This window comes from Micromonospora sp. CA-240977, from assembly GCF_050942285.1.
Lineage (GTDB): Bacteria > Actinomycetota > Actinomycetes > Mycobacteriales > Micromonosporaceae > Micromonospora.
On record NZ_CP192055.1, the window covers coordinates 789,786 to 805,312 of the forward strand.

A 15,527-nucleotide genomic window follows, 5' to 3' on the forward strand; every position below is an offset into this window, starting at 1 on the left:
CCGTCCCCGGCCGTCCGGGCCGACCCATCCGGGCCCGCGCCGCTCGCCGGCGCGGGCCCGGGGGCCTCATTGGCGCAGGTGACTGTGCCAGGAGGCCGGCTCGGCGACCAGCTTGACCGCCGGGAACAGCGCCCGGGTCCCACCGGTGGGAAGCAGACCGCTGTCGTCGATCGACACGTTCGCCCCGTTGACGTCGTAGACGGTCAGCGACTCGTTGCCGTCCCCGCTGCTGAACCGGGCCGGGTGCCCGTCGAGCGTGGTGTTCGGGTTGACGAACAACCTGTCGGCCGGGTCGGTGACGTTGCGGTAGCGGGAGACGACCACGGCCAGGGTGCGGGCCCGCTGCCACTTGGGCTCGGCGGTGGCCGGCTCCCGGGTCCAGGTCCATCCGACGTCCCAGGACCTGGGCTCGTCAAGTGACTCGCTCACGCTGGCGGTGATCAGCCGCAGGTTGGTCGGCACGCCGGTGACTGTCGCCGGCGTCGGGACGGGGTCCGCGCCGAAGCGCAGCGACCGGGCGACCCGGGTCGCCGTTTCGCGTACGTCCGGTCCGGCCCCGACCACCCGGAGTTGCGCCCAGCCGTCCGGGGCGTACCGCCAGCGCAGGATCGCCTCCGGCTGCTCGGCGCCGGAGTAGCTGGCGAAGACGCTGGGCCCGCCGTTCAGTTCGGGGCCGGCAACTGTGTCACCGGCCACTGCGGGTTCAGCGCTGTCCCGCTGGGGTGCCGACGGCTGTACGCCCTTCGGCAGCAGCGAGACCGCGACGAACTGCCGCTTGTCGTCGGCGCCACCGTTGTGGGCGCCGAGGTACACCCCGGTGCCGGAAAGGAGCAGACCCGCCTGGTAGTTGAGGTTGCGCAACCCCTCCGGCAGCCAGCCGAAGCGGACGTACACCCGCTGGGGGTCGACGGTGGTGAGCGCGGCCGGCAGCCCGGTCTGGCCCTCGCTGGCCGCGGCGCCGATCGGGGCCTTGTCGGCCGGGCGGTCCGGACTGATCAGGTCGGGGATGGTGAGCCCGCCGACGGTCAGTGCCACCGCCAGCAGCGCGCCACCCGCTCCCTGGGCGAGGCGGCGTTGTCGCCGCGCGGTGGTCATCGCCCGGTCCACGTCCAACACCGCGGAGGGCCGCTCGGCCGACTCGATCTCGGCCAGCATCAGGTCGCCTATCTGGTGTTCGTCTAGCATCGTCGCTCCTCTCAGTTGCCGGTCAGGCTGGGGGTGAGCAGGGTGCGCAGGGTGGCCAGCCCCTTGGCCGTCTGGCTCTTGACGGTCCCCGCCGAGCAGCCCATGGCCCGGGCGGTCTCCTCGACGCTGAGATCCTGGAAGTACCGCAGGACCAGTGCCGCCCGCTGGCGCGGCGGCACCTGCCGCAGCGCGCCGACCAGGGTGATCCGGTCGGTCGGGTCGGCGGCGGCCGTCGACACGTCGGGCAGCGCGGTGCCGAGCCGGACCCGCGCCCAGCGCAACCGCCGTTCGTCGATCAGCCGCCGCAGCAGCATCGTGCGCACCACCGCGTCCAGATGGTCGGCCTGCCGCAGTCGCGCCCAGGAGCGGTACAGCTCGGTGAGCACGCGTTGCAGGATGTCGTCGCCCCGGTCCCAGTCCCCGCACATCAGGTAGGCGGTCCGTCGCCACTGGACCATCCGGGATCGGACGTACTCGGTGTAGTCGTCGTCGGCCTCGGCTCGCCGTCCGCCGCTGGTCGTCACGAGGGTCGCGCCCCCTCCGTCTGCCGGCCTGCACCGGTTCGTCGTTGTCATCAGGTAGTCGGGTGCGGCAGGCGTGCCGGTTGTCCGCTCCGCGCAACCCGCACGTGCCGGGGATGGCGTACCCGCTATGTTGTGCTCGTGCAGGCGACGGTGACGGGGCAGGTTCGACGGTGATCCATTTTCCCGCGCAGCGTCGGGGCCCGCTGAGCGCGCTGAGCCTGCGGCTCGCCGCCGCCCTGGGCCTGGTCTTCGCCGTGGTCGCCGCGGTCTATCTGGGCCGGGAGGGCTACCGTGATGTCAACGAGGACGGCCTCACCCTGCTCGACTGCTTCTACTACGCGGTCGTGTCGCTCTCGACGACCGGCTACGGCGACATCACGCCCTCCGCGCCGTCGGCCCGGCTGGTCAACGTCCTCTTCATCACTCCGGCCCGAGTGATCTTCCTGATCATCCTGGTCGGCACCACCCTGGAAGTCCTGACCGAGCAGTACCGGACCGGCCGTCGCCTGTCGCGGTGGAGGAGAAGCGTGAAGGACCACGTCATCATCTGCGGCTACGGCACCAAGGGGCGGAGCGCGGTCTCCGCCCTGCTGGAGAACGGGCTGGATCGGTCGCGGATCGTTGTGGTGGAGCGCAGCGCCGCCGCGCTACGGCAGGCCACCTCCGCCGGTCTGGTGGCGATCGAGGGCTCGGCGACCCGCTCGTCGGTGCTGAACGAGGCGCACGTCAAGAACGCCAAGGCCGTGATCATCGCGACCGACAGCGACGACGCGTCGGTGCTTGTCGCGCTGACCGTACGGCAGCTCACCGCCGGGCAGGTCCGGATCATCGCGGCGGCCCGCGAGGCGGAGAACGCGCCGCTGCTCAAGCAGAGCGGCGCCCATCACGTGATCGTCTCGTCGGCCACCGCGGGCCGGCTGCTCGGCCTGTCCACCTCGGCCCCGCCGCTGATCGACGTGGTGGAGGATCTGCTCACTCCGGGCCAGGGCATGGCGCTGGCGATGCGCTCGGCGGAGCGGGACGAGGTGGGTCGGTCGCCACGCGAGCTGGACTCGTTGGTGATCGCTCTGGTGCGGCGGGGCAAGGTGGTCACTCTGGCCGACCGGGCCGGCGCGGTGATCGAGACCGGCGACATGCTGGTGCACGTCCGCGACGACCGTCCGCAGTCGGCGACGACCGCCTGACTGACCGTTCCACCACCCCGCACGGCCTGGTCGTCCAGGTCGTCGGGGTGGCTCAGCAGGTCTCGTCGGCCGTGCAGATCGTCTCGGTGCAGCTGACCGGCGTCGTGCTGGAGGCCCGTCGGAGCAGCTCGTAGAGCGTCTCCCGCTCGCTGGGAGCCAGCGCCCCCAGCACCTCGTCCTCGGCTCCGGCGAGGGCGCATTCGGCCTGGCTGAGGCGTCTCGCACCATCTTCGGTGAGTTCGACGACGTGCCGGCGGCGGTCCTCCGGTGAGCGGCGACGCTCGACCAGCTGCTCCGCTTCCAGGTCGTTGAGCAGCCCGACGATGTTCGTGCTGTCCATCTCCAGGATGGTGGCGAGCGCCTGTTGGCTGGTGCCGCCGCCGGCGCGCAGCACGGTGAGCGCGACCAGATGTCGCGGCCGTAGGCCCAGCGGCGCCAGCACCGACTCCGACCGCAGCCGCATCCGCCGGGCCAGATGGTCAAGGAGTGCGCCCGAGCGGTGCTCCGAGGGGTCAGGCGGCAGGGCGGACATGTGACCCAGTCTACCGAGGAGATGGAACATCAACCTGCTATAAATAGTTGGTGCCCCACAGACGATCCTTGGAGGAGGAATAATGAACCTGCTGCATATCGATTCGAGCATTCGGGGTGACTGGTCGGTCAGCCGTCGGCTCACCGCCCGCGCGGTCGCCACGTGGCGTGCGGCCCACCCGAACGGCACTGTGACCTACCGGGACCTCGGTGCCGAACCGCTGCCGCACCTCGACGCGGCGGGCGGCCTGGCTCGGATGACGCCGCCGGACCAGCACACCCCCGCCCAGCGCGAATCCTGGGAACTCAGCGAGCGCCTGGTGGACGAGGTGAAGCAGGCCGACGTCGTGCTGCTCGGCCTGCCGCTCTACAACTACGGCGCGCCCAGCAGCGTCAAGTCCTGGGTCGACCACCTGATCGTCGCCGGCCTCACCTACGACCCGACGACGCAGGAGGGCCTGCTCACCGGCCGCGAGTTCGTGGTGCTGGCCACCCGGGGCGGTGGCTATGGCGAGGGCACCCCACGCCATGGCTGGGACCACGCCGAGCAGTGGCTTCCCCACGGCCTGTCGATGACCGGGCTGGAGCCGCGCTTCATCAGCACCGAGTTGACCCTGGCGCCCACGGTGCCGGCGATGGCCGAGCTGGTCCCGCTGCACGAGGCGAGCCTCGCGGCGACCGAGAAGGAGATCGACAACCTCTGGACGCCGGCCTCCGCCCAGCGCTGAGGCAGTGCCGGTACGACGAGAGAGCGGCGGCCCCCGGATCGGGGACGGCCGCTCTCGTCAACGCGGTCGGATCAGAGGATCGTCCAGGTGTCGCCACTGGCCAGCAGACCGGCGAGCTGCTGCTCGGGAGTCTCGGTGACAGTCGCCTTGGCGGCCGCCAGTTGACCCTGCACCACGCTGTCGTAGGACGGTCGGTCCACCGAACGGAACACCCCGATCGGGGTGTTCCGCAGGTCCAGGCCGGGCAGCCGGGACAGCGCGAAGGCGTACGCCGGGTCGGTCACCGTCGCGTCGTGCACGACGATCTCCTCCGGGCGGACCGAGCTGGTCTCCCGGACCTCCAGGCCGAAGCCGCCCGGCGGGTGCACCACGCAGAACTGCCCGTCGGCGCCGAAGGTGATCGGCTGCCCGTGCTCCAGGCGGATCAGGTAGTTGTCCCGCGTGGACGGGTCCTTGAGCTGCTCGAACGCCCCATCGTTGAAGATGTTGCAGTTCTGGTAGATCTCCACGAACGCCGAACCCTCGTGCTCGGCGGCGGCCCGCAGCACCGACTGGAGGTGCTTGCGGTCGGAGTCGATGGTCCGGCCGACGAAGCTGGCCTCCGCCCCGAGGGCGAGCGAGAGCGGGTTGAACGGGGCGTCCGCCGAGCCGGCCGGCGTCGACTTGGTGACCTTGCCAACCTCGGACGTCGGAGAATACTGACCCTTGGTCAGACCGTAGATCCGGTTGTTGAACAGCAGGATCTTGAGGTTGACGTTGCGTCGCAGCGCGTGGATCAGGTGGTTGCCACCGATGGAGAGCGCGTCGCCGTCGCCGGTGACCACCCAGACCGACAGGTCCGGGCGGGACACCGACAGGCCTGTCGCGATCGCCGGGGCGCGGCCGTGGATCGAGTGCATCCCGTACGTGTTCATGTAGTACGGGAAGCGCGACGAGCAGCCGATCCCGGAGACGAAGACGGTCCGCTCGCGGGGGATGTTCAACTCCGGCATGAACTGCTGGATGGCCGCGAGGATCGCGTAGTCACCGCAGCCGGGGCACCAGCGCACCTCCTGGTCGGACTTGAAGTCCTTCGCGGTGAGCTTGAGGGCGATGGGCTCAGACATTCTTCAGAACCTCTTCCAGCGTCGTCTCCAGCTCGGAGGCCGTGAACGGCAGGCCGCGGACCTGGTTGTAGCTGATCGCGTCGACCAGGTAGCGGGCCCGGATGACGTGGGCGAGCTGGCCCAGGTTCATCTCCGGGATGACCACCTTGTCGTACTTGCGCAGCACCCCACCGAGGTTGGCCGGCATCGGCGCCAGGTGCCGCAGGTGCGCCTGGGCGATGGACAGCCCTCGCTGGCGCACGCCGCGGCACGCCGCGCCGATCGGCCCGTACGTCGAGCCCCAGCCGAGGACCAGCACCCGGGCGTCGCCGTCCGGGTCCTCCACCTCGATGTCCGGCACCGGGATCGCCTCGATCCGGGCGGCCCGGGTGCGCACCATGAAGTCGTGGTTGGCCGGGTCGTAGGAGATGTCACCGGTCTTGTCGGCCTTCTCCAGGCCACCGATCCGGTGCTCCAGCCCGGCCGTGCCGGGGATCGCCCACGGCCGGGCCAGGGTCTCCGGATCACGCAGGTAGGGCAGGAAGGTGGTGCCGTCCTCGCCGTTGGGCTCGGTGGCGAACTCGACCCGCAGGTCGGGCAGCGACTCCACGTCGGGCAGCAGCCACGGCTCCGAACCGTTGGCGACGTAGTTGTCGGAGAGCAGGATCACCGGGGTGCGGTAGGTCAGCGCGATCCGGGCCGCCTCCAGCGCCGCGAAGAAGCAGTCCGACGGCGACCGGGGCGCGATCACCGCGACCGGGGCCTCGCCGTGCCGACCGTAGAGCGCCATGTTGAGGTCGGCCTGCTCGGTCTTGGTCGGCATGCCTGTCGACGGGCCGGCGCGCTGCACGTCCACGATCACCAGCGGCAGCTCCAGCGCCACCGCGAGGGAGATCGTCTCGCTCTTGAGCGCCACACCGGGGCCGCTGGTGGTGGTCACGCCGAGCGCCCCGCCGTACGACGCGCCCAGGGCCGCGCCGACCGCGGCGATCTCGTCCTCGGCCTGCACCGTGGTGACGCCGAAGCGCTTGTGCTTGCTCAGCTCGTGCAGGATGTCCGACGCGGGCGTGATCGGGTACGCGCCGAGGAAGACCGGTAGCCCGGAGCGGACCCCGGCGGCGACCAGCCCCAACGAGAGCGCCGCGTTGCCGGTGATGTTGCGGTAGGTGCCCGGCTTCATCTTCGCAGGCTTGACCTCGTAGCGGACCGCGAAGTCCTCGGTCGTCTCGCCGAAGTTCCAGCCGGCCCGGAAGGCGGCGACGTTCGCCGCGACCAGCTCCGGACGGGAGGCGAACTTGCGCTCCAGGAAGCGCAGCGTCGACTCGTAGGGCCGCGAGTACATCCAGGAGAGCAGACCGAGGGCGAACATGTTCTTCGACCGCTCGGCGTCCTTCTTGGACACCTGGTAATCGGCGAGCGCGCCGACCGTCATCGAGGTCAGCGCCACCGGGTGCACGACGTAGCCGGCCAGCGAGTCGTCGTCCAGCGGGCTGGCCTGGTAGCCGACCTTGGCGAGGTTGCGCTTGGTGAACTCGTCGGTGTTGACGATGATGTCCGCGCCGCGCGGCAGGTCGGCCAGGTTGGCCTTGAGGGCCGCCGGGTTCATGGCCACCAGCACGTTTGGCGCGTCGCCCGGGGTGAGGATGTCGTAGTCGGCGAAGTGCACCTGGAAGCTCGACACGCCGGGCAGGGTGCCGGCGGGAGCCCGGATCTCGGCGGGGAAGTTTGGCAGCGTGGAGATGTCGTTGCCGAGCTGCGCCGTCTCCGAGGTGAACCGGTCGCCGGTCAACTGCATGCCGTCGCCGGAGTCACCGGCGAACCGGATGACCACCCTGTCGAGTTGACGGATCTGCTTGGTCACTGTGCCACCTTCGTTCGCGATTGCGGGGCTCGCAAAACCGGCTCACTCCTCGCGCTCACGTCTGCACCTCGCTCCGCTGCGCGCTGACGCGCGCGGCTGAACATGATGGTGACCTCGCCTTGCCCGGTCACGGAACCTCCTTGACGCGACGTTTCACCGCACCGCCCCAGGCTGGTCCGGCCGCTGTCGTACCTCATCTGAGAGCCTACGTCTAAGGGAGCCCTAACCAGCGCCGGAGGTCCGCCGACTGGGACCGTACTGGGCAGAGAATTGCCCGCCCTTGCGCCGTTATGCCCCGGCCGCCGTAATTCAGATCACCACGGGTCCACCGCGACGAGCCCGAACGGACGCGGTCCGCTGTCGCTCGTCGATCAGTCGGCGGCGCGGGGCGCCGGCTCGGGCGTCGGTCCGGAGAGCCGGCGACGCAGCGAGATGGTGGCCAGCGTGAGGGCCAGCACCACAAGCAGCGCGGAGACCGCGATCAGGATGATCGCGGTGCGCCGCACCGAGGTCGTTCCGTCGTTGTCGGCGGCGGCAGCACCGCCGGGGAGTACGCCCTGGGAGCCGGTCGGCGCGGGCGGGGACACCACCGGCGTGGCCAGCGCGGCCGCCGCGGTGATCCGGAAACTCATCTGCACCTGCCGGCTCGGGCCGCTGCGTGGGTCGAGTTGGCCGATCACGGCACCGGACAACGGCGCTTCCCGCTGGGCCTGCGGCGTCGCCTCCACCGGCAGCCGCAACTCGGCGGTCCGGCCCGCCGCCACAGTGCCCGCGTCGCAGCGGGTCCGGGTCGGGTCGACCGCCACGCAGCCGGGCGGCGGGGTCGGGACTGTCACCCCGGCCGGCAGGACGACCTCCACCCGGCCGTCGGCGTCCACCGTGCCGGTGTTGCCCAGTCGGAGCGTGAGGGTGCTGGCGGTGCCGCTGATGTCGAAGCCGACCTCGTCGGCATCGAGGGTTATCCCGGGCACCGGGGGACCGGGCGGGAAGAGCACAGCGAAACCCTGGTCGTCGACCGCTTGCCCGGGAACTCCCGGCGCGTCGGCGACGACCTGGACGGAGCCGGCGAGGGGCATCTTCCGCCACGCGGCGCCGTCGACCCGCAGCCGGAGCAGAGCGCTGAACCGGACGCCGGCTCCGGCCGTCCAGGCCCCACAGTGGTACGCGCCCCCGCCGGCGGCGGCGCAGCCCTTCGTCCCGGCATCGGTCAGCCCGGCCGGCAGCGTGTACGAGAGCCGGATCCGTTGCTCGGTAGTGCCGGTGTTGGTGACGGTGAGCTGCAGGGTGGTGGCCGTGCTGGCCGTGTTCCAGTACGCCTTGGAGAGGACGACGTCCTGGGTGGTGACCTGCACACCGAGCGGATTCGGCGGCGGCGCCTCCGCGCCCGGGGCGGGCGGAGGGACCGGCGGGGCCGGAGGTGCCGGCGGCAGCGGAAGCGCCGGTGTGGGGGGTCCGCCCGGCGCGGGCGCGGTGTTGCTCGGCGGCGGCGGCACCTCCGGGGCGGTGGTCTCCGGTGCCGGCGGCGGCGTCTCCGGCGGCGCGGTGGTCTCCGGCGCCGGGTTGGTCGGCTGCGGAGACCCGCCCGGCTCCTCGGTCGGGGTCGGGTCCTCCGTCGGGCTGGTCCCCGGTTCACCCCCGGGCTCGCTGGCCGGGTCGGTCAGCGTCACGACCGGCTCCGCGCCCGGCATTGCCGCGCTTGCCCAGGCCGGCCCCACGGCGAGCGCCGCGAGCAGACCGAGCACGAGCGAGGCCCCCAGCAGGGATACGGGGTGCCGCCCCTCCGCCCGCTTACCGGGCGATGCCTTCAGGCGGGCCATCTGTCCTCCGGTGCATGGGTGGGTGTCCAATGTTCGGTAACAGTTGCCCCGGCGCACTAGTCCCAACCGGAAACAAATCCGTAACGTGTTTGGGACGACCCCTCCCGGGCGGACGGTAGGCTCCCGACTGTGACCGGATACCTGGGCTCGTACGCGACGCTCGGGCTCTTACTGCTCGCCAGCGTTCTGTTCTTTGTTACGGCGTTCTCGGCCAACCGGGTGTTACGCCCCGCGCGTCCGGCCGACCCGCCGGGCAAGCGCGCCAGCTACGAGTGCGGGCTCGACCCGGTGGGCGCGGACTGGGCGCAGATGCAGATTCGCTACTACGTCTACGCGTACCTGTACGTGCTGTTCGCGGTCGAGGCGGTGTTCCTGTTCCCCTGGGCGGTGGTCTTCGACCGGCCGGGCTTCGGTCTGGTGACGGTGGTGGAGATGGCGGTGTTCGTGGCGGTGCTCGCGCTCGGCATCCTCTACGCCTGGCGTAGGAACATCCTCCGCTGGACCTGAGCGTCACGACCTCCGGCGATCGGGCCGGTCAGCCCGGCCGTCGACGGTCGGTCCTGGCGACGACGGTCAGGCCAGGCCGCGGCGGGTCGCCGACGGTGGGCGGTCGCCCCGGATCGAGGCCACCATGTCCAGCACCCGGCGGGTCGGGCCGACCTGGTGGGCCCGGAACACCCGGGCGCCCAGCCAGGCCGAGACCGCCGTCGCGGCGAGCGTCCCCTCCAGCCGGTCGGGTACCGGCAGGTCCAGTGACTCACCGATGAAGTCCTTGTTGGAGAGCGCCACGAGCACCGGCCAGCCGGTGTCGGTCAGCTCGCCCAGTCGGCGGGTGATCTCCAGGGAGTGCCTGGTGTTCTTGCCGAAGTCGTGGGCCGGGTCGATGAGGATGCCGTCGGGGCGTACCCCGGCCGCCACCGCTCGCTCGGCGAGCCCGGTCACCGTCGCGACCACGTCGGCGACCACGTCGGTGAAGGCGGCCCGGTGCGGACGGGTCCGGGGGACCAGGCCGCCGGCGTGCGAGCAGACCAGGCCCGCGCCGGTCTGGGCGGCCACCCGGGCCAGGGCCGGGTCGGCGCCCGACCAGGTGTCGTTGAGCAGGTCGGCGCCGGCAGCCACGGCCTCCGTCGCCACCTCGGCACGCCACGTGTCGATGGAGATCACCACCGCTGGGAACGCGGCCCGGACGGCGGCGATGGTGTCCACCGTGCGGCGGATCTCCTCGACGACGTCCACCTCCGCGCCGGGGCCGGCCTTGACCCCGCCGATGTCGATGATCGCCGCACCCTCGGCCACGGCCCGCTCCACCGCGCGCAGCGCGCTGTCAGCGGCGTAGGTGGCCCCTCGGTCGAAGAACGAGTCCGGGGTGCGGTTGACGATCGCCATCACCACCAGCTCGTCGGGGGCGAACGTGCGCCCGCCCAGCCGAAGCGCCCCGGCCATGCCCGCCTCCCGAGAGTCCGCCGTCGCCGCCGCGTCGGCCGACCCCGACGCTAGTCGGTGTCCCGACCGCGAGTCCGGGCGGCGTCGGTACGGATCGCGATCGGGACGGGTGGCGGGGTCGCTCCGGGCCGGCTGCCGTGCCACGATCAGTACATGGGTCAGCTTCTGCTCCTCCTGGTCGTGGCGTTGACGGTCGCGGCGGTGATTTTCGGCGTGACGGTGCTGGTCAGCGGCCGCGATCCCGGTCTGGTGCCCGCCGAGCCGGATTCGCAGGCCGTGGCGTTGCCAGGCACCCGGCCACTGCGCGAGTCCGACGTGGGCGCGGTCCGGTTCGACACCGCTCTGCGCGGGTACCGGATGGCCCAGGTCGATCAGGCGATGCGCCGGGCCGCCTACGACATCGGCTACAAGTCGGAGCTGATCGGCGTGCTGGAGGCGGAGGTCGCCGCGTTGCGTGAGGGCCGCACCGAGGACGCGGACGTGCTGCGCGACGCCCGCGAACAGTCCGCCAGCAAGGCGGCGAACCCGGACGCGGCCGACGCGGCGACGTCCGACGTGGCCGAGCCCGACGTGGCCGAGTCGCCGGCCGACGAGGTGGGCTCCGGGGCTGCCCCGGTCGGCTCGACCAGCGCGGCCCCCGAACCCGCCGCCACCTCGTCATCGGCGGATTCCGACGGCGTGGCGCCGGCCGTCGTGCCGGCCAGCGGTGCGGCGGTCGATCCTGAGCAGACCGACGGCGTACCCGCCGACGACACCGGGCAGCACGGCGCGGCGGTTCGGTCGGAGCCGGCGTGACCGGCCCGGGGGGCGCCGACGATCTTCGTGAGGCCGCCCAACCCGGCGCTGGTGAGGTAACCGCCACAGTGATCGTCGACGCTCCCGCCGAGCGGGTGTTCGCCGCCCTGCTCGCCTGGGACCGTCAGTCCGACTGGATCCCGTTCACCCGCGTGCGCGTCGTCGAGGGCGACGGGCGCGAGGGCAGCCGCGTCGAGGCGGTGACCGCGCTCGGGCGGGCCGTGCTCCGCGACGAGATGCGGGTGATCCGGGTCGACGAGCCGTACGAGATCGGCGTGGTGCACTACGGCCAGTTGCTGCGTGGCCCGGGTGTGCTGCGCTGCACCCAACTGGGTCGGGACCGCACCCAGGTCGTCTGGCACGAGTGGTTCCACCTGCCGGGCGGCCGGGCCGGTCGACTGGCGTGGCCGGTGCTCTGGCCCGGCTCCAAGCTCGGCCTCACCCAGGCGCTGAAGAGGTTCGCCCGGCTGGTCGAGCAGGGCCGGCTGCCCTGAACGCTCCGGCGCCGGCCGCCAGCCTGGCGCCGGCGGCCATGGGGTGTCGGAACGATGCCCTAGCGTGTACGGCGTGACTGACCTGGTGATTGGTGCCGACGGGCTGCCGCGGTGCGCCTGGGGGTCGAGCACCCCCGACTACGCCGTCTACCACGACACCGAGTGGGGGCGGCCGCTGCGCGGCGACGACGCGCTCTACGAGCGGATGACGCTTGAGGCGTTCCAGTCCGGGTTGTCCTGGCTGACCATCCTGCGCAAACGCCCGGCGTTCCGGCTGGCCTTCGACGAGTTCCACATCCCGACGGTCGCCGGATACTCCGACGCCGACGTGACCCGGCTGCTCGCCGACGCCGGCATCGTCCGTAACCGGGCCAAGATCGAGGCGGCGATCGCCAACGCCCGTGCCGCTCTGGAGGTGCCGGAGGGGTTGTCCGCGCTGCTCTGGTCCCTCGCGCCGGAGCCCCGGCCGACCCGCCCCGCCTCGTTCGCCGAGGTGCCGCCGATCACCCCGGAGTCGACGGCGATGGCCAAGACGCTCAAGAAGCGCGGCTTCCGGTTCGTCGGCCCGACCACCGCCTACGCGCTGATGCAGGCCACCGGCATGGTCGACGATCACATCGTCGGCTGTCACGTCACCCTCCCCTCGGCGGCATGATGGGATGGCGGACATGACGACCGAGACCGCGTACCGGGCCGGCGGATCCGGCCGTGCCGACGGCGTGGGCGCCTGGGCCGTGCTGCTGCCCGCCGAGCGGTACGAGGCCGAGCGGCTCGTGCAACACGACACGCTGGAGCTGACCGGGCTGGCCGACAGCACCCGGCCGGGTCCGGGAGACCAGGTGGCGGTGCTTGTCGACGCGCCGCCGCGGCTGGTCGCGATCGGCCGGGTCACCGGGTCGGGTCCGCGCCACCGCGAGGACCCGGACGACCCGCAGTCCCCGGTCGAGCCGGGGACGGTCGTCGTGGCGTACACCCGGCGGGCCTTCGACGAGCCGGTCCCGGCCGACCTGCTGACGCTCGACGGACCGGTCACCGCGCTGGAGCCGGCGGCCTTCCGGGCGCTGGCCGACCAGCTCGGCCCGCCCCCGGCGCGGCGCACCTGGCTGGTCAGCCTCGACCTGCCGATCGAGGCCGGCACGCGGGCCGAGGCGGTCCGGCTGTTCTGGTCGTACGTGCAGGAGTTGGGCCCGCGTGAGCTGCCCGCCTTCGTGTCGCCGGCCGACGACGAGCTGGCCATGCAGGCGTTCGTGCTCGGCGCGGAGGCCAACCAGGACCCGGAAGAGGACGACTAGAAGAGGCCGTTCAGGCGTCCTCGCCAGTCGGCGAGGACCGCGCCCGGGTCGGTGTCCAGCACCCGCTCCAGCAGCGTGGCGTAGACGTCCCGGAAGTCGGTTGTGTATTTCAGGTCGCCATCGTCGAGATCGGTGAGGCTCGGCGGCGCGCCGTGCCAGCCGCCGCGTACGCCGGCACCCAGCAGCAGCACGTCCGAGGCGGTGCCGTGGTCGGTGCCGTCCGAGGCGTTGGCCCGGACGCGGCGGCCGAACTCGGAGTAGACAGCCACCACCACCTTCCGGCCCGCCTCGGTGCGACTCATCCGGTCGGCGAACCCGGTCAGCGCCCGGTCCAGCTGACCCAGCAGGACGGCCTGCAACTGCTTCTCGTCGGCGTGCGTGTCGAAGCCGCCGAGCGACACCGAGAAGGCCCGGGTGGACACTCCCGCCTCGACGCACTGCGCGACCAGGTCCAGCTGCGCGTCCAGTGGCGTGCGGGCCCCGCCGGTCGCCGTCGCGGGCGTCTGCTCGCCGTCCGGGTCGGCCGTGTCCGGGTCGGCGGAGTCGCGTACCTGGCGGATCATCTCGTCCACCGACCGCAGGTCGGCGAAGCAGGCGGCGGCCCGGCCCCGGGCCGCCGACTCGCCCGCCTCGGCGGCGGCGAGCGCGGTCAGTGTCTCCGCGGGCAGCCCCTTGGCGGCCTTCCGGTCGGTCACCGGTACGGCGGCGCCAGCGCTCTTCGCCCCGGCCAGCAGCGGCGGTAGCGCCGGCTCGAAGGAGACCGCCAAGCGGGGGTCGCCGCCGGCCTGGTCCAGCCACCGACCCAGCCAGCCGGTGTTGCCCGGCCGGTCCGGTTGCGCGGTGTGCCAGATGTCCATCGACCGGAAGTGGCTGCGGTCCGGTTTCGGGTAGCCGACCCCGCGGACGATCGCCAGCCCACCGCTGGACCAGCGTTTGTGCAGGCCGGCCAGGGCCGGGTTGAGGCCGAAGCCGTCGTCCAACCGCAGCACCTCCCCGTCCGGGTAGGCCAGCTCGGGACGGGCCGCCCGGTACGCCGGATCGGTGTACGGGATGACGGTGTTGAGCCCGTCGTTGCCGCCGTAGAGGGTCACCAGCACCAGCGTGCGCGCCTGTGGATCACGCTCGCCGCTGGTGTCCAGCAGGTCCCGCAGGCGGTACGCGCCGGCGCCGGCGGCCAGCGCGCCCGCGCCGACCACCCCGCTGGTCAGCAGGAACCTGCGTCGGGTCTGGGTGTCCATGTCGACTCCTCCGCTCAGCTGACTGTGTATTCGGGGCTGACCAGGCCGGCGGCCAGCAGCTTGCGGGGCTCGCCGGCCAGCGGGGTGAGCGCGGCCCGGGTACGCGCGCTCCAGGCGTCCACCACAAGCAGTCGCGCCAGCGCGTCCGGCCGGCCGGCGGTGGGCGCTGCGGTCAGCCGGGCCAGCACCGCGGGATTGACAGCGGTGGCGAGCATTTCGGCCGTCCGCAGCCGCGCCTGCAACGACGAGGTGGTCAGCCAGGCGGCCCCGGCCGGCCAGCCGCCCACGCTGGGCGGCCGTAGCGGCACCTGGTCCAGCGCGTTCAGGCCGGCAAGTAGTTGTTTGTGTTGCTGCTCGGGCAGGGCGGAGGGTCGGATGCCGAGCTGTCGCAGCGCGCCGACCAGCCACTCCACCGGCTGCTTGACGAGCGTGCCGCGGGTCTGGGCGAAGGCCGGCGCCGAGAAGATCGCCCGCAGGGTCGCGACGGTGTCCGCGCCGGACAGGCCCTCCGGTGCGGGGATGTCGGCGCCGGCGTAGCGGAACCAGAGCCGCTTGGCGACGAACGTCGCCGCCGCGGGTTGGGCGGCCAGCAGCCCGGCGTACGCCTCGGCGTCGAAGCGGCCGCTCTGCCCGAGGATTGTCTTCTCGCCGGGGTCGTGCCTCTTGGCCTCGAAGCGGGCCACCCCGGTCCGCCGGTCGACCACCCAGCCCGTCAGGGCGCGTGCGCCGGCCTTCACGTCCGCCTCGGAGTAGGTGCCGATGCCGAGGGTGAACAGCTCCATCAGCTCGCGGGCCAGGTTCTCGTTCGGCGCCTTGCGGGTGTTCTTCTGCCCGTCCAGCCAGATGATCAGGGCGGGGTCGCGCACCATCGCGGCGACCAGGGGGGCCAGTGGCCCCCGTCCGTACCGGCGCAGCGTGTCCAGTTGGCCCTGCATCACCCGGGCCGACTTGACCTTCTGGGCGCTGGTCGCCCAGTGCCCGTGCCAGAAGAAGAGCAGCTTCTCGGTCAGCCCGTCCTCGGCGGCCACCATCCGGTCCAGCCACCAGCCGGTGACCTGCTGGAGCTGCTTGCGCCGCTCCGCGTTGGCCTGCTGCCGCTGCTCGCGGGTGGATTCGCCGGTCAGCCCGGCGTACGGGTCGGGGGCCAACGCCGGCGGCGGAGTGGCTGCCGCGCCACGGTCGGCGTCAGTGGGGGTGAGCAGGTTGTCCAGGGTGGCCGCCGGCCCGGCCCGCTCGGCGGCGTCCACCTCGTCTGCGGTCGGCCCGAAGGTGGCCCGGCGCAGCAGGTGCGCCACCGCTTCACGATCGCTCATACCCGCCGACGCTAGGCGGCCCGTGTTCGAGGACGGT

General features: G+C 72.4%; 16 protein-coding genes. 7 read left to right on the forward strand and 9 right to left on the reverse strand.

Annotated features, from left to right (window positions below):
• Window positions 1-66: 66 nt before the first annotated feature.
• Both ACQPWW_RS03775 and ACQPWW_RS03780 read right to left on the reverse strand, forming a co-directional pair.
• On the reverse strand, window positions 67-1,185 hold the full coding sequence (locus ACQPWW_RS03775) for a hypothetical protein (RefSeq protein WP_433129160.1): 1,119 nt from the start codon (window positions 1,183-1,185) through the stop codon (window positions 67-69).
• Between the two features lie 11 nt (window positions 1,186-1,196).
• Window positions 1,197-1,709: a SigE family RNA polymerase sigma factor gene (locus tag ACQPWW_RS03780; RefSeq protein WP_433129162.1), complete on the reverse strand. Its 513-nt coding sequence runs from the start codon at window positions 1,707-1,709 to the stop codon at window positions 1,197-1,199.
• Window positions 1,710-1,879: 170 nt separating this feature from the next.
• On the opposite strand from ACQPWW_RS03780, the gene ACQPWW_RS03785 reads away from it, so the two are divergent.
• Window positions 1,880-2,893 carry a potassium channel family protein gene (locus tag ACQPWW_RS03785; RefSeq protein ID WP_433129164.1) on the forward strand — a complete coding sequence of 338 codons (1,014 nt, stop codon included), beginning with the start codon at window positions 1,880-1,882 and terminating at the stop codon, window positions 2,891-2,893.
• A 52-nt stretch (window positions 2,894-2,945) separates the two neighbouring features.
• On the opposite strand, the gene ACQPWW_RS03790 is transcribed toward ACQPWW_RS03785, so the two are convergent.
• Window positions 2,946-3,425, reverse strand: coding sequence for a MarR family winged helix-turn-helix transcriptional regulator (locus tag ACQPWW_RS03790; protein ID WP_433129166.1), 480 nt, complete (start codon window positions 3,423-3,425; stop codon window positions 2,946-2,948).
• Between the two features lie 82 nt (window positions 3,426-3,507).
• On the opposite strand from ACQPWW_RS03790, the gene ACQPWW_RS03795 reads away from it, so the two are divergent.
• Window positions 3,508-4,152 (forward strand): FMN-dependent NADH-azoreductase, encoded by a 645-nt coding sequence (locus tag ACQPWW_RS03795; RefSeq protein ID WP_433129168.1) that lies wholly within the window; start codon window positions 3,508-3,510, stop codon window positions 4,150-4,152.
• A 71-nt stretch (window positions 4,153-4,223) separates the two neighbouring features.
• On the opposite strand, the gene ACQPWW_RS03800 is transcribed toward ACQPWW_RS03795, so the two are convergent.
• The 3 genes from ACQPWW_RS03800 to ACQPWW_RS03810 form a co-directional block, all read right to left on the reverse strand.
• Complete coding sequence (locus tag ACQPWW_RS03800; protein ID WP_433129170.1) at window positions 4,224-5,258, reverse strand: 2-oxoacid:ferredoxin oxidoreductase subunit beta; 1,035 nt, start codon at window positions 5,256-5,258, stop codon at window positions 4,224-4,226.
• Entirely contained in the window at window positions 5,251-7,098 is a 1,848-nt protein-coding gene (locus ACQPWW_RS03805) for a 2-oxoacid:acceptor oxidoreductase subunit alpha (protein ID WP_433129172.1), read from the reverse strand. The genes ACQPWW_RS03800 and ACQPWW_RS03805 overlap by 8 nt, the downstream gene beginning before the upstream one ends.
• A gap of 371 nt (window positions 7,099-7,469) precedes the next feature.
• Window positions 7,470-8,915, reverse strand: coding sequence for a hypothetical protein (locus ACQPWW_RS03810; RefSeq protein WP_433129174.1), 1,446 nt, complete (start codon window positions 8,913-8,915; stop codon window positions 7,470-7,472).
• A gap of 129 nt (window positions 8,916-9,044) precedes the next feature.
• Here ACQPWW_RS03810 and ndhC point away from each other — a divergent pair, with 129 nt between their 5' ends.
• On the forward strand, window positions 9,045-9,422 hold the full coding sequence (gene ndhC, locus ACQPWW_RS03815; protein WP_088986508.1) for an NADH-quinone oxidoreductase subunit A: 378 nt from the start codon (window positions 9,045-9,047) through the stop codon (window positions 9,420-9,422).
• A gap of 66 nt (window positions 9,423-9,488) precedes the next feature.
• On the opposite strand, the gene folP is transcribed toward ndhC, so the two are convergent.
• Window positions 9,489-10,358, reverse strand: coding sequence for a dihydropteroate synthase (folP, locus tag ACQPWW_RS03820; RefSeq protein ID WP_433129177.1), 870 nt, complete (start codon window positions 10,356-10,358; stop codon window positions 9,489-9,491).
• Window positions 10,359-10,511: 153 nt separating this feature from the next.
• Here folP and ACQPWW_RS03825 point away from each other — a divergent pair, with 153 nt between their 5' ends.
• From ACQPWW_RS03825 to ACQPWW_RS03840, 4 genes are all read left to right on the forward strand, one after another.
• Window positions 10,512-11,153 carry a DivIVA domain-containing protein gene (locus ACQPWW_RS03825; protein ID WP_433129179.1) on the forward strand — a complete coding sequence of 214 codons (642 nt, stop codon included), beginning with the start codon at window positions 10,512-10,514 and terminating at the stop codon, window positions 11,151-11,153.
• Entirely contained in the window at window positions 11,150-11,647 is a 498-nt protein-coding gene (locus tag ACQPWW_RS03830; RefSeq protein WP_433129181.1) for an SRPBCC family protein, read from the forward strand. The genes ACQPWW_RS03825 and ACQPWW_RS03830 overlap by 4 nt, the downstream gene beginning before the upstream one ends.
• A gap of 73 nt (window positions 11,648-11,720) precedes the next feature.
• Window positions 11,721-12,302 carry a DNA-3-methyladenine glycosylase I gene (locus ACQPWW_RS03835; protein WP_433129183.1) on the forward strand — a complete coding sequence of 194 codons (582 nt, stop codon included), beginning with the start codon at window positions 11,721-11,723 and terminating at the stop codon, window positions 12,300-12,302.
• A gap of 13 nt (window positions 12,303-12,315) precedes the next feature.
• Entirely contained in the window at window positions 12,316-12,939 is a 624-nt protein-coding gene (locus ACQPWW_RS03840; RefSeq protein ID WP_433129186.1) for a hypothetical protein, read from the forward strand.
• Here ACQPWW_RS03840 and ACQPWW_RS03845 read toward each other — a convergent pair.
• On the reverse strand, window positions 12,936-14,177 hold the full coding sequence (locus ACQPWW_RS03845; protein ID WP_433129188.1) for a DUF1501 domain-containing protein: 1,242 nt from the start codon (window positions 14,175-14,177) through the stop codon (window positions 12,936-12,938). The genes ACQPWW_RS03840 and ACQPWW_RS03845 overlap by 4 nt on opposite strands.
• 14 nt (window positions 14,178-14,191) lie before the next feature.
• Window positions 14,192-15,490 carry a DUF1800 domain-containing protein gene (locus ACQPWW_RS03850; protein WP_433129190.1) on the reverse strand — a complete coding sequence of 433 codons (1,299 nt, stop codon included), beginning with the start codon at window positions 15,488-15,490 and terminating at the stop codon, window positions 14,192-14,194.
• Window positions 15,491-15,527: the final 37 nt, after the last annotated feature.

What these genes read in the sequence shown, in the direction of transcription:
- ACQPWW_RS03800 (WP_433129170.1), bottom strand. Translation starts at nt 5,258, where the DNA reads ATGTCTGAGCCCATCGCCCTCAAGCTCACCGCGAAGGACTTCAAGTCC.
- ACQPWW_RS03845 (WP_433129188.1), bottom strand. Translation starts at nt 14,177, where the DNA reads ATGGACACCCAGACCCGACGCAGGTTCCTGCTGACCAGCGGGGTGGTC.
- folP (WP_433129177.1), bottom strand. Translation starts at nt 10,358, where the DNA reads ATGGCCGGGGCGCTTCGGCTGGGCGGGCGCACGTTCGCCCCCGACGAG.
- ACQPWW_RS03850 (WP_433129190.1), bottom strand. Translation starts at nt 15,490, where the DNA reads ATGAGCGATCGTGAAGCGGTGGCGCACCTGCTGCGCCGGGCCACCTTC.
- ACQPWW_RS03825 (WP_433129179.1), top strand. Translation starts at nt 10,512, where the DNA reads ATGGGTCAGCTTCTGCTCCTCCTGGTCGTGGCGTTGACGGTCGCGGCG.
- ACQPWW_RS03790 (WP_433129166.1), bottom strand. Translation starts at nt 3,425, where the DNA reads ATGTCCGCCCTGCCGCCTGACCCCTCGGAGCACCGCTCGGGCGCACTC.
- ACQPWW_RS03810 (WP_433129174.1), bottom strand. Translation starts at nt 8,915, where the DNA reads ATGGCCCGCCTGAAGGCATCGCCCGGTAAGCGGGCGGAGGGGCGGCAC.
- ACQPWW_RS03795 (WP_433129168.1), top strand. Translation starts at nt 3,508, where the DNA reads ATGAACCTGCTGCATATCGATTCGAGCATTCGGGGTGACTGGTCGGTC.
- ACQPWW_RS03840 (WP_433129186.1), top strand. Translation starts at nt 12,316, where the DNA reads ATGACGACCGAGACCGCGTACCGGGCCGGCGGATCCGGCCGTGCCGAC.
- ACQPWW_RS03775 (WP_433129160.1), bottom strand. Translation starts at nt 1,185, where the DNA reads ATGCTAGACGAACACCAGATAGGCGACCTGATGCTGGCCGAGATCGAG.